This window comes from Grimontia celer, from assembly GCF_900055185.1.
GTDB classification, from domain to species: Bacteria; Pseudomonadota; Gammaproteobacteria; order Enterobacterales; family Vibrionaceae; genus Enterovibrio; species Enterovibrio celer.
Genome location: NZ_FIZX01000003.1, coordinates 212,432 through 224,915 on the forward strand (window position 1 = coordinate 212,432; position 12,484 = coordinate 224,915).

The 12,484-nt window shown below is 48.8% G+C and carries 13 protein-coding genes; 8 read left to right on the top strand and 5 right to left on the bottom strand.

Going from position 1 to position 12,484, the window contains the following annotated elements; translation table 11 throughout:
- The first annotated feature begins 33 nt into the window (after nt 1-33).
- From fbaA to gcvH, 4 genes are all read left to right on the top strand, one after another.
- Nucleotides 34-1,110, top strand: coding sequence for a class II fructose-bisphosphate aldolase (fbaA, locus tag GCE9029_RS19585; RefSeq protein ID WP_062666151.1), 1,077 nt, complete (start codon nt 34-36; stop codon nt 1,108-1,110).
- Nucleotides 1,111-1,467: 357 nt separating this feature from the next.
- Nucleotides 1,468-2,364 (top strand): small-conductance mechanosensitive channel MscS, encoded by an 897-nt coding sequence (mscS, locus tag GCE9029_RS19590; protein WP_002537502.1) that lies wholly within the window; start codon nt 1,468-1,470, stop codon nt 2,362-2,364.
- Nucleotides 2,365-2,611: 247 nt separating this feature from the next.
- Nucleotides 2,612-3,445 (top strand): small-conductance mechanosensitive channel MscS, encoded by an 834-nt coding sequence (gene mscS / locus GCE9029_RS19595; RefSeq protein WP_062666153.1) that lies wholly within the window; start codon nt 2,612-2,614, stop codon nt 3,443-3,445.
- 255 nt (nt 3,446-3,700) lie between these two features.
- Entirely contained in the window at nt 3,701-4,096 is a 396-nt protein-coding gene (gene gcvH, locus GCE9029_RS19600) for a glycine cleavage system protein GcvH (protein WP_062666155.1), read from the top strand.
- Between the two features lie 85 nt (nt 4,097-4,181).
- Here gcvH and GCE9029_RS19605 read toward each other — a convergent pair whose 3' ends face one another.
- From GCE9029_RS19605 to ygfZ, 4 genes are all read right to left on the bottom strand, one after another.
- Nucleotides 4,182-4,385: a DUF1107 family protein gene (locus tag GCE9029_RS19605; protein ID WP_062666157.1), complete on the bottom strand. Its 204-nt coding sequence runs from the start codon at nt 4,383-4,385 to the stop codon at nt 4,182-4,184.
- 221 nt (nt 4,386-4,606) lie between these two features.
- The gene (locus tag GCE9029_RS19610; protein WP_062666159.1) at nt 4,607-5,542 is read right to left on the bottom strand and encodes a LysR family transcriptional regulator; all 936 of its coding nucleotides are present in this window, start codon (nt 5,540-5,542) and stop codon (nt 4,607-4,609) included.
- A complete protein-coding gene (locus GCE9029_RS19615) occupies nt 5,539-6,027 on the bottom strand; it encodes an aminoacyl-tRNA deacylase (RefSeq protein WP_062666161.1) in 489 nt (162 codons plus the stop codon). Before GCE9029_RS19615 ends, GCE9029_RS19610 begins: the two co-directional genes overlap by 4 nt.
- A gap of 2 nt (nt 6,028-6,029) precedes the next feature.
- Nucleotides 6,030-7,010: a tRNA-modifying protein YgfZ gene (gene ygfZ, locus GCE9029_RS19620; protein ID WP_062666163.1), complete on the bottom strand. Its 981-nt coding sequence runs from the start codon at nt 7,008-7,010 to the stop codon at nt 6,030-6,032.
- Nucleotides 7,011-7,194: 184 nt separating this feature from the next.
- Here ygfZ and GCE9029_RS19625 point away from each other — a divergent pair, with 184 nt between their 5' ends.
- The 3 genes from GCE9029_RS19625 to GCE9029_RS19635 all read left to right on the top strand — a co-directional run bounded on the left by GCE9029_RS19625 (nt 7,195) and on the right by GCE9029_RS19635 (nt 9,765).
- A complete protein-coding gene (locus GCE9029_RS19625; RefSeq protein ID WP_062666165.1) occupies nt 7,195-7,455 on the top strand; it encodes an FAD assembly factor SdhE in 261 nt (86 codons plus the stop codon).
- Nucleotides 7,424-7,831 carry a protein YgfX gene (locus GCE9029_RS19630; RefSeq protein WP_231870169.1) on the top strand — a complete coding sequence of 136 codons (408 nt, stop codon included), beginning with the start codon at nt 7,424-7,426 and terminating at the stop codon, nt 7,829-7,831. Before GCE9029_RS19625 ends, GCE9029_RS19630 begins: the two co-directional genes overlap by 32 nt.
- Nucleotides 7,832-7,956: 125 nt before the next feature.
- Nucleotides 7,957-9,765 carry a methyl-accepting chemotaxis protein gene (locus GCE9029_RS19635; RefSeq protein ID WP_062666169.1) on the top strand — a complete coding sequence of 603 codons (1,809 nt, stop codon included), beginning with the start codon at nt 7,957-7,959 and terminating at the stop codon, nt 9,763-9,765.
- Between the two features lie 86 nt (nt 9,766-9,851).
- On the opposite strand, the gene nadB is transcribed toward GCE9029_RS19635, so the two are convergent.
- Nucleotides 9,852-11,465 (bottom strand): L-aspartate oxidase, encoded by a 1,614-nt coding sequence (gene nadB, locus GCE9029_RS19640; RefSeq protein WP_062666170.1) that lies wholly within the window; start codon nt 11,463-11,465, stop codon nt 9,852-9,854.
- Between the two features lie 426 nt (nt 11,466-11,891).
- Between nadB and rpoE the strand changes: the two genes are divergently transcribed.
- Nucleotides 11,892-12,470 (top strand): RNA polymerase sigma factor RpoE, encoded by a 579-nt coding sequence (gene rpoE / locus GCE9029_RS19645; protein ID WP_062666172.1) that lies wholly within the window; start codon nt 11,892-11,894, stop codon nt 12,468-12,470.
- Nucleotides 12,471-12,484 lie beyond the last annotated feature (14 nt).

Sequence of the window (12,484 nt, forward strand, 5' to 3'; positions counted from 1 at the left end):
ACTCAAGACAACAGAGTAAATAGGACTATTGTTATGTCTAAAGTTTTTGATTTCGTAAAACCTGGCGTTATCTCTGGTGACGACGTTCAGAAAGTGTTTGAAATTGCTAAAGAGCACAAGTTCGCTCTTCCAGCGGTAAACGTAGTAAACACTGACTCTATCAACTCAGTACTGGAAGCTGCTGCGAAAGTTAAAGCACCAGTTGTTGTTCAGTTCTCTAACGGCGGCGCTGCGTTCTTCGCAGGTAAAGGCCTGAAGCTGGAAGGTCAGGAATCACAAATCAAAGGCGCAGTAGCGGGTGCTAAATACGTTCACGCTATCGCTGAATCTTACGGTGTGCCAGTTATCCTGCACACTGACCACGCAGCTAAGAAACTGCTGCCATGGATTGACGGTCTGCTGGCTGCAGGTGAAGAGCACTTCGCTGCAACTGGTAAGCCACTGTTCTCTTCTCACATGATTGATCTGTCAGAAGAATCTCTGGAAGAAAACATCGAAATCTGTGCTGAGTACCTGGCTCGCATGGAAAAGATGAACATGACTCTGGAAATCGAACTGGGTTGTACTGGTGGTGAAGAAGACGGCGTAGACAACTCTGATATGGACGCGTCTGAGCTGTACACTTCTCCAGAAGACGTTGCATACGCATACGAGAAACTGAACGCTATCAGCCACCGTTTCACTATCGCTGCGTCTTTCGGTAACGTACACGGTGTTTACAAGCCAGGTAACGTTGTTCTGACTCCAACTATCCTGCGCGATTCTCAAACATACTGTGCAGAGAAATTCGGTATCGCACCTAACGCGCTGAACTTCGTATTCCACGGTGGTTCTGGTTCTTCTCAAGCAGAAATCGAAGAGTCTATCTCTTACGGCGTTATCAAAATGAACATCGACACTGATACTCAGTGGGCGACTTGGGATGGTATCCGTCAGTACGAAGCGAAAAACCACGATTACCTGCAAGGTCAAATCGGTAACCCAACTGGCGAAGACGCACCTAACAAGAAATACTACGATCCACGCGTATGGCTGCGTGCTGGTCAAGAAGGTATGGTTGCGCGTCTTGAGCAAGCGTTCAAAGATCTTAACGCGATCGACGTACTGTAATTTAAGTTTTATTTAAAAAATTTAATTACAAATCGTGATGAAACCCGCTAAATTTAGCGGGTTTTTTTATGGCTGTTATTCAACCTGATTGATAGTGGCCATTTTCCCTAGCCACCTCAAGAGAGAAAAGACGCGTGATGCGCTTTTAACATCTTGAGGTGGTTTGGTTTTTTTATACCAATCACAGTAGGTCGGTGATCAGAAATAGCGCAGGAAAAATGCTCGAGAACAAGGCGGGAAATTTCGATAAGTAGTTATTCTACAATCAAATTTTCCAACGCAGTTATCGAGTATTTTAACAAGCTAGGATGAGCAGATATTTACTACGATTGGTATTAGCCTTTATGAGAGATGTAAATGACTGAGCAAAACGCTGTTGAGTCTGTTGAACAAACAGCAACTGAAGCGATGAACTGGTTGGCCTCCAACCAGGAGTTGATGATCCAATACGCAGTGAACGTCGTGACTGCACTACTTATTCTGTTCATCGGTAACTGGGTAGTGAAGAAAGTGGCAGGCTCTGTCGCTGCAGTATTGAAGAAACGCGATCTGGACCAAACGGTTGTCGATTTTATCGAGAACATGGTTCGCTATGTGATGTTCGCGATCGTGCTGATTGCGGCATTGGGTCGCGTGGGTGTTGAAACTGCGTCTATCGTTGCGGTTATTGGTGCGGCGGGTCTGGCTATTGGTCTGGCACTGCAAGGTTCACTGTCGAACTTCGCCGCTGGTGTGCTGATTGTGACTTTCCGTCCGTTCAAATCCGGTGATTATGTAGAAGTAGGCGGTGTGGCTGGTTCTGTTGCGTCTATCCAGATCTTCTCTACGGTGTTGACGACCCCAGACAATAAAATGGTAGTGGTTCCAAACGGCACTGTAATTTCCAGCCCAATCACCAACTACTCACGTCATGCGACCCGTCGTATCGATTTCATTATTGGTGTGTCTTACAAGGCTGATCTGCAGAAGACCAAAGAAGTGCTGACCCGCATCGTTAAAGCGGACGAGCGCGTGCTGCAAGATCCAGAGCCAACTATCGGTGTTCACGCGCTGATGGACTCTTCAGTAAACTTTGTTGTGCGCCCGTGGGTGAAAACAGAAGATTACTGGTCAACCTACTTTGACCTGATGCAAGCGATCAAAGAAGGTCTGGATAAAGAGGGTATTGAAATTCCATTTCCACAAATGGATGTTCACTACCACGCAGCAATGGCAAAAGCCGCTGCTCCAGAAGAAGAAAAGCAAGTGGCATAAGCGCCTTGCTGCTCAAACTTAATGCTGAAACCCTGTCATACGACAGGGTTTTTTTATGGCTATGCTCTCGTGAGAGCAGGAAGGAACAGTGTTTTCGTTTTAAATTTGAGACACTTTTTGATGCTGCTTAAACTGTAAACTCTGCTCTGATTTTTATCCGAGTCGTTTCGTCAGGATTTTGAGATACAGTGCTGTCGAATCTCAGGAAGTAAACAAACACAGACATAACTATACCAAGGAAACCGCAATGGAAAATGCTACTAACGAAGCCATGAACTGGTTCAACGGCAATCAGGATCTGCTGCTTCAATATGGTGTCAACATCATCTCTGCTCTCCTCATTCTCATCATTGGTAACTGGATCGTGAAAGCGATTGCCAATGGTGTTGCCAAAGTCATGCGTAAGAAAGAACTCGACGATGCTGTTGTCGACTTCATGCATACTTTTGTTCGCTACCTGCTGTTCGTTATCGTGCTCATCGCGGCGTTGGGTCGCCTGGGTGTGCAAACGGCTTCTGTGGTTGCGGTTATCGGTGCGGCCGGTCTGGCTGTTGGCCTCGCACTGCAAGGCTCACTTTCTAACTTCGCAGCAGGCGTACTGATTGTTGCATTCCGCCCATTCAAATCAGGCGACTATGTAGAAGTGGCTGGTGTTGCGGGTTCAGTTGATTCTATTCAGATCTTCTCTACCGTACTGAAAACACCAGACAACAAGATGGTTGTGGTACCGAATGGTGCGATCATCTCAAGCCCAATCACTAACTACTCCAAGCATGACACCCGTCGTATCGACTACGTTGTAGGCGTGTCTTACAGTGCTGACCTGCAAAAAACCAAAAAAGTGTTGGCTGATGTACTGGCGAAAGAAACCCGTTTGCTGACTACCCCAGAGCCAACTATTGGTGTGGTTGAACTGGCAGACTCTTCTGTGAACCTTGTGGTTCGTCCATGGGTTCGTACTGCAGATTACTGGGCAGTTTACTTCGACCTGCTGCAAGCGATGAAAGAGGCGCTGGACGCAGAAGGTATCGAAATTCCATTCCCGCAAATGGATGTTCACCTGAACAAAGTCGACGGTTAATTTCTCCCTGAGACTGACAAAAACGCCAATGGCTATTTGCTGTTGGCGTTTTTGTTTTTATCGCAGGAAGTCGCTCAAATGAAGCACCCATTCGGTCGCAGCATGAAAGGCTTGATCGAGTTAAAACTATTGCTTTTTGTAAGGTGATTTTTCTTGCGAAGTGTTCAAGGCTTTCCTAATTTGCGTATCTAACACTATGTGCTATCCCTTATTTGTCGAGCGCTGCAGCACGTTTTTCTAGAAGGAATCTGATTTATGAGCAATATCCCATCTGAGCTGAAATTCACAACTTCCCACGAGTGGGTGAGACCAGAAGGTGACGATGTGTATACCGTAGGCATTTCCGACCATGCACAGGCTTTGCTGGGTGACATGGTATTTGTGGACTTGCCAGATGTGGGTGATACGGTAGACGCAGGTGATGATTGCGCCGTGGCGGAATCTGTAAAAGCAGCGTCAGATATTTACACGCCATTGACCGGTGAGATTGTGGCTATTAATGAAGATTTGGAAGGGTCTCCAGAGTTGGTGAACAGCGACCCATACGGTGATGGATGGTTGTTCCAAATTCGCATCACGGATTCCGCGGAAATTAATGAGCTGTTGGATGCCGAAGCTTATCAGGGCTCTATTGAAGAAGAGGAAGAATAATCTCCTTTTTGTGAAGATAAAAAAACACCGCGTTAGCCGCGGTGTTTTTTTCAAGCGAAGTGCCAGATCAAACGATCTATAGCCATCAGTACATTTCTTTCAGCTTGCGGATCTCAGTGTTGATCTCCTTCACTGTCCGAAAGTGTTCAATATCTCCATCTGACTGCGCCTGCACCATTCCTTGATGGAAGTCGAAATCACCCCGCCCGTCAATGTGAAGCCGTCCACTGAATAATCGGTAAACGTGTTTCGCAATGAGGGTTGGGATATAACGATTAAACATCCGCATTCGCAATTCCTTTTTTGTTTTTATTTCCTGCCAACTTCCTAAACCGACAAGACCCGTTGAATGCAAAGACAGTCACGTTCTGCTCGGTTTTGGCGGGCGGCATTATAGCGGGAGGGGTGTGACTACTGTGTGACAGATATGACACTTACCCGAAATTTTAGGGATGTAATCGTATGACTTTGGGGTTGGTCACAGTATGGAAACCAAGGCAGAAAGCCTATCTATCTGGCACGTAAATCTTGCACCTGATTACGCACTGTTTTATCAATGGTTTGGCGTATCCAAAGGTTTTTAGCGCTGGTGGCATTTTTCTTGTGCCAGATTTGGCGGATAACAAAATTGCTGACATCGATGGGCGTGGCACTGATAGCAAGCTTGTCATTGAACATGTCGAGTTTGGCCATCAACTCCGCCACAGTGCAGATAAGATTGCGCCCAGAGAGAAGATGACGAACGGTAAGGAAGCGTTGTGAGCCCATCACAACCTGGCGATCGCAACCCAGGGATTTGAGCGTGTTATCGACAGGGCTGCTTAACTGGCCATCTACCGTCACCAAGGCATGAGGCGTTTTGGTGTAGTCAGTTAATGAGAGAGGTGCACTCAGCCCCGTGGACTTGGGGTCAAACAAACAGACATGTTTTTCGGTGTACAGTTCTTCCATCAATAACACTGGGTCTTCGGTTTCCACCGCACCCAATACCACATCAACCTGATCGTTTTTCAATGCCTCGCGGTAGTTGACCCGATCGACTGGTCTACAACTGAGTTGACACTGCGGCGCCTGCTCTCGAAAAACATCAAACAGCGCCGGGGCAAAAACCAACTCGGCATAGTCGGTTAAACCGATGCGAACGGGCCCTGAATATTGCGTTGGCTCGAACGACACCGGGGTCAGCACATCGGTGGCAATCGTGTCGAGAAGCGCAGTAACAACGGACTCTAGCTCGAAGGCACGTGTCGTCGGTTGCATTTCATTGCCTTGACGATGGAAAAGCGGGTCATCGAGCAGGGTACGCAGCCTAGAGAGGTTATGACTCATTGCCGATTGGCCAATTGAGAGCTTCTCGGCAGCGCGGGTCACGCTGCGGGTTTCCATTAGCGCAGCGAAGGCAACCAAAAGGTTAAGATCAACGCCGCGCCAATTAACCGGTTTCATGTGGCAGTCTCATCATCACGTCGGATATCAGCGATGGTGGGCCCACAAAAATCGACCAAATCCTGAAAACGAAGTTCTACGCCTGCCATAGGTGAGCCACTGCTGATGTTGATGTATTCGAACTCACCAAGGCTTGGGTCAAAGAATATTGGTAACATGCCGAACACTGAAATAGGCGTCACCATGCCAGGTGAATAGCCGGTAATGCTCTGCACATGCTTACTGTCAACCATGGTCATGCGCCGGCATCCAAGAAGGTCGCGGACTTTCTTTGGGTCTACGGACGCAGTACCCGGCACGCACGCTAATGCCATTTGTCCGCCCATATCGCGCAGCAGCATGGATTTGACCAATTGATCCGGCTTAACACCGCGTTGCGTGGCTGCATCGAGTATGGTTGTTGCCTCACTTTCATGAGGCAACAAGCGGTGTGCGATGCCCGCATCGCGCAAAATGGAGAGGATAGGGGTATCAATCGAAGTCATCACTAAGCGTCGTCTTCCAGACTGTATGGCAGATCGACTTTCTGCCAAAGCACGTCGGTGTCGGCCAGTCGGAACTGACTGTCGTCATCAAGGTTGTTTGGTAGTACAACCAATGCCAGTGCCTGACCATCTTCAAAACGGTAGCCAGAGAGTACGGTACCTCCGGTACGCCAGTTTTCGCCGACACTGCGGTCAAAGGTATCACCGGCTTTCGGTGCTTCTGCCGCTTCACCTTGAAGCAGGTAAGCTGCGCGTTTGTTGATACCACGATATTTCGCGCGCGCAACGGTTTCTTGTCCAGTGTAACAGCCTTTCTTAAAGCTGATGGCATCTAGCGCTTGCAAGTTGATGGACTGAGGGATGAACTCGCTGATGTTCGCTTCTTCAATCGCAGGCATTGCTGCGCGAAGCTCCAGCAGTGTCCATAGTGAGCTGTCACTCAGGGTTGCACGCTCACCCAGCTCAGCAATCAGTGCGTCAGCTTCTTCGGCATTCATTGCCAGCAACCAGCGTTTGTTACCGATACGAACCGCGGTGCCAGTTTGTGTTGCGCGCACATCACCTTCTCCGATAAAGCGGGAGGTTACGGCGCTATCTGCCTTCTCGCCCGCCACACCAATCAGTACTTGCTCTGATAGCGAAAAATCCACTTTGGAGAACACGGCGTACTTTTTGATTTCTGCCAACTGCTTTTCTGCCACAGATGCCGGTTGAACGTAGGCTACGCCATCATTGTGATGAAATAGGCGAATGGCAGACCAAACTTTACCTTTTGCATCGCAGTGAGCCGCAAGGGTTGAGTGGCTTTTGTCAAGCGACACCAAGTCACAGGTCAACTGGCCTTGAAGATAAGGAATGGTGTCCTGGCCGACTGCCGTGATCAAAGAAAGGTTATCCAGTGAGATAACTGACAGGGCTGGCAGCGCGCTATCTGAGGAAAGAGGAAGACGGTTGAAAGCGTGTGTTTGATACCAGGTCGTCATGGTGTTTCTCGCTTAAAAATAGTTGGGATTATGGTAATCCGAGTCGAAGACAAAGTCAGCAATATGCCTTTGATATGGGGTCAGATCACAGGGTTACAAGATTCAATCCGGGAGTCATAGCAAGGCGATCAGCGCGCTGATACTATTTGAGCCAGTTATTTTTGGCCTAATTTTCGAGGTACTCATGCTGGGCGCAGAAGACAAAGCGCGTATCAAGTGGGCATGCCGTCGCGGTATGTTGGAGCTTGATGTCATTATCATGCCGTTTTTTGAAGAATGTTTTGATACGCTGACAGAAGAAGAAAAACATCACTTTGTCGCTTTGCTGGAATGCGATGATCCTGACCTTTTCACATGGTTGATGGGACATGGCCGAAGTGACAAACCTGAACTGGCAGCGATGATAGATAAAATTGTCGAGCACAACCGTAGCAAACTCCGTTAATACCGATATCCAGCCCTCCCGCTTTTTACATGCGGGCGTTGTCGGTATCTATGCGCTGTCAGCAATGATTTTGTTTGTTGTCAGCGCCTTGCCTCTTGAAGTCAAAGCACTGCTGCTTTGCTTTCTCATTCGGGAACTGGGTTCTCAATCCTTTATCTCTCAAAGCAATAGTGAGCTTTTCCTGAATATCGATGGTACGTGCCGGTTGAATGGTAAGACATTCGACGTGGAAGGGGTCAGCTTTTTCAGTCGCCACCTTATTGTTCTTGATTTGACTTCCCAGTTCGAAAAGCGCCGATTAGCGCTGGCCTTTGATGCTTTTCAGGAGGACACCTTCCGTCATCTTAGTCGCGTTTGTCTTGTGTTGAAAATGTGATCAAAATCTTGCTTTTCTTCTTTAGCGTACATCATTCCTAAACGATTTATTGATAGCGCCGATAAGGATCGAAGCAGGCATCAGCATTGCCGCCGACTCAAGAAGTTAGAGAGGGAAGAGGTGACATGAAAATAAGAACAAAACTGTACGGTCTGACGGCATTTTCTGCAGTGTCGTTAATTTTATTTGCATTCATCGGCTGGCAAGCGTCAGAGCGAATGGTCGATTTGAAAACCAAGCAATCTCTGGTCGCAGAGTTGGAAGTGCGACTGCTTAATCTACGTCGAAACGAAAAAGACTTTCTGGCACGACTCGACACCAAATATGTTGATCGATTCTCTGGCAATGTTGCCAAATTCGAAGAGGATCTGAATACCCTTTCTCAGGATGCAAAGCGGTTGGAGATCTCGCTACCGCAGATTGGCGCCGTGTCCCAGGCAATGAAGAACTATCACGGTGGTTTTATCACTCTGTCGAAAGGTTATGAAAAGCTGGGATTGAACCGCACCTCTGGTATTCATGGTGAGTTGGGCAAAACCAATGAAAAGCTTTTGGAAGACAACCCTTCTATCAATGATATTGCTTATCTGGTGACGCTGAGCCGACTCTTTATGGCGGATGTCACTGAAGCCCGTTTCGAAGAATTTGGTCGTGTGTGGCAGAGCGTGAAAAACGAAACCGGTTTAGCTTCACTTGAAGCGCAAAAAGCGTTAGTAGAAGAATACATGCAAGTCAGTCGCGAAGTGGGCCTTGACCATAAATCGGGCCTTCTGGGCAACATTCGCGGCCAAACTCATCAGGTCGAAGTTGACTTCGATGACATGCGCGCGCAGCTTGCCAGTGAACTGGAAAGCGCAGAGCAAACGCTGACGGTCACCTCTTTGATCGTGCTATTGGTGATATCGACACTTCTGATCACGGCGAGTATTTTACTGAACCGTTACATTCAACGTCGTCTGAAAACGCTGACCGAAACCATGGAGAAAGTGGCGGAGCAGCGTGACCTGACCCTTCGCGCAGAAGCACAGGGCAAAGACGAAATTGCTCTGGTCGCCACTGATTTCAACTCAGTATTGGAACACTGCCAGTCACTTATTGCTGGCGTGAAAGTCTCCATTACTACTCTCAACTCGACGGCGTCAGATGTGCAGTCACGCAGCAATGACGCAGAAGTGGCGCTTGATAAACAGCAAACGGAAGCTGAACTGGCGGCAACGGCGGTTAACCAGATGGAAGCGACCATTCGTGAGATCGCAACCAACACGGAAACGGCAGCTGCGAACGCCAACCAAAGTCTGACCCGTGCTCAAAAAGGCCACCAAACCGTTCAGGCAACCCGTGATGCGATTACTACGCTTTCGGATGGACTGAGTATTGCCAACAACGATATCCATAGCTTGGTGTCGCTGTCCCAACAGATTGGCACTGTTGTTGACGTCATTAAGGATATTTCAGAACAGACCAACCTTCTGGCGCTGAATGCGGCGATTGAAGCGGCACGCGCAGGTGAACAAGGTCGCGGTTTTGCGGTAGTAGCCGATGAAGTCCGTTCTCTCGCCACACGTACTAACAAATCAACTGATGAAATCGCTACCATGATTGCTTCGCTGCAAGAGCAGACCAACAGCGTGGTAGAGCGCATCAACACTTGTCAGCGAGATAGCGAGCAATCAGTGAGCTATGTGGAAGATGCCTCTATGGAGCTTGATAACATCATCGTCGACATGCAGCAAATCATGGACATGAGCACCCAGATTGCCGCTGCGGTAGAAGAGCAAAGCATGGTGGCGAAAGAAGTGAACCAAAACGTGCACTCTATCCAGGAAATTACGTCGTCTAATACTTCGTCTACTAGCGAGAATGCAAAGGCTGCAGCCCGTGTGGCGGAGCAGAGTCGCGAACTGGAAACCGCGATCTCAGCTTTCCGTTCTTGAGCACTTTTCCGCTCTGATAACTTCCAATAAAAAGCCCTCAATCGAGGGCTTTTCCTTTTCAATGTCGTGTTAAGCAAGGGGCGCTATCAGCAAGGAAAGTCTGGCACCAGAATCGTTGGGCCGGAGTTCTCCGCCTTGTCCGGGTAATCAATGGTGTAGTGTAGACCGCGGCTTTCTTTACGTGCCATTGCACAGCGCACCATCAGCTCAGCTACCTGAAGCAGGTTACGCAGTTCCAGAAGGTTGTTGGAAACGCGGAAGTTGCTGTAGTACTCGTTAGTTTCTTGCTTCAGCAGTTCGATACGGCGAAGTGCACGCTCAAGACGCTTGGTGGAGCGCACAATCCCCACGTAGTCCCACATAAAGAGACGTAACTCGTGCCAATTGTGCTGGATAACAACCTCTTCGTCTGAGCAACATACCTGGCTGTCATCCCAATGTGGCAGTGTAGGTGGAATTTCTGCTGTGGCAGCATTTTCACCAATATGCATAGCCGCGGCCCATGCGTAAACCACGCATTCGAGCAGTGAGTTTGATGCCATACGGTTAGCACCGTGGAGGCCGGTGTAGCTAACCTCACCAATCGCGTATAAGCCTTCCAGATCCGTCTGACCGTTCTGATCAACCATAACGCCACCGCATGTATAGTGAGCAGCAGGAACGATAGGAATGGCTTCTTTGGTCAAATCGAAACCAAAGGTCTTCAGCTTTTCATCAATGGTTGGGAAATGCTTGGTGATGAACTCTGGGTCTTTGTGGCTGATGTCGAGATACATACAGTCCGCACCGAGACGCTTCATCTCATAGTCAATGGCCCGGGCGACAACATCGCGTGGAGCAAGCTCAGCGCGATCATCAAAATCCGGCATAAAACGGGAGCCATCTGGGCGACGCAAGTAAGCACCTTCACCGCGAAGGGCTTCGGTCAGAAGGAAGTTACGAGCTTCTGGGTGGAACAGACACGTTGGGTGAAACTGATTAAATTCAAGATTGGCGACCCGACAGCCTGCACGCCATGCCATGGCAATGCCATCACCGGAAGATACATCTGGGTTAGAGGTATATTGGTAAACCTTGGATGCGCCGCCTGTGGCAAGAACCACAAACTTGGCACGCACGGTTTCGACGGCTTCACGGTCGCGGTTCCAGATATAGGCACCCAAGACGCGGTTTGCACCACTGATCCCAATCTTCTTGCGGGTGATAAGATCCAGCGCGTTATGGCGTTCCATCACATTGATGCTGGGATGCTGCATGACATTTTCCTGCAGCGACGTTTGAACTGCAGCGCCTGTTGCGTCGGCAGCATGCAGAATCCGTCTGTGGCTGTGACCACCCTCACGGGTGAGGTGGAATTTGGGCTCATCATCGTCGCTGTCTTCTTCGCGGTCAAAAGGCACGCCACCATCAATTAGCCACTGAACACACTCTTTGGCATTCTCAGCGATAAAGCTCACGACGTCTTCTTCGCAAATGCCGTCACCGGCAATCAGCGTGTCGTCAACGTGGGATTCGACGGAGTCGCTTTCATCAAAGACTGCAGCAATACCGCCTTGTGCGTAGTAGGTCGCCCCTTCGCTGCGCGGTCCTTTGCTCAGCACCATCACTTTCTGGGTCGGGGCCAAATGGAGAGCCAGAGACAAACCGGCAGCGCCACTGCCAATTACCAGCACATCACACACGTGTTCTTGGTTGCTCATTGATTACGTATTCCTTTCTCCCAAGTAGCCATGTAAGTCAGCTACCTGAAACAACGAGTTCGAGTCATTTCAGTGAGTTTACACTAATGTGGCAACACGTAGAACGTTGCCAGTTGCTTCATTATGCGACAGAGTGGGAACGGCAGAATGAGAGTTGGTTATGGTGTGACCAAACATTCTGATAGACTTTGCGATCCGGATCTAATCGTATAACGACGGGAATCCGTTTAGGGAACTTTCTTTTAATGTTTCACTCATACACTGTGCTCACTCAATAAAAACCGCGCGGCAGAAAAAGAAGCCGGGCACCACAGTGGCAAAGAGCGAGAAGAAATACCGGTAGCTGACAGTGTTCTGACCTTAGCGGTGAACACTGCCACAGTGAAAGCAGACTACTGGTATCAATAATAAGGAGAAGGCGCTCGAATGAGCGAGCAGTTAACCGATCAAGCCTTAATTGAGCGCGTACAGAATGGTGATAAGCAGGCGTTTAACCTGCTGGTCGTAAAATATCAAAACAAGGTATGCAATCTGATCTCTCGCTATGTCAGCAACAGCGGCGACGTGCCTGATGTTGCGCAGGAAGCTTTTATTAAAGCGTATCGCGCCTTGCCGGGATTTCGCGGTGAGAGTGCGTTCTACACCTGGCTTTACCGCATTGCGGTGAACACGGCGAAGAACTATTTGGTTGCACAGGGTAGACGCCCGCCATCAAGTGATATTGACGCAGAAGAAGCGGAAAATTATGAAAATGGTGGCGCACTGAAAGAAATATCGAACCCTGAGAACCTTATGTTGTCAGAACAGTTGAAACAGGTCGTTTTCAACACGATTGAGTCTTTACCTGACGATTTGAAAACGGCGATCACCCTGCGTGAAATTGATGGCTTAAGCTATGAAGAGATCGCAGAAGTGATGGACTGCCCGGTAGGAACGGTACGTTCGCGTATTTTCCGTGCCAGGGAAGCGGTAGACAAACGTGTTCGTCCTTTGATGAACCACTAACAGTGTTACCTGTT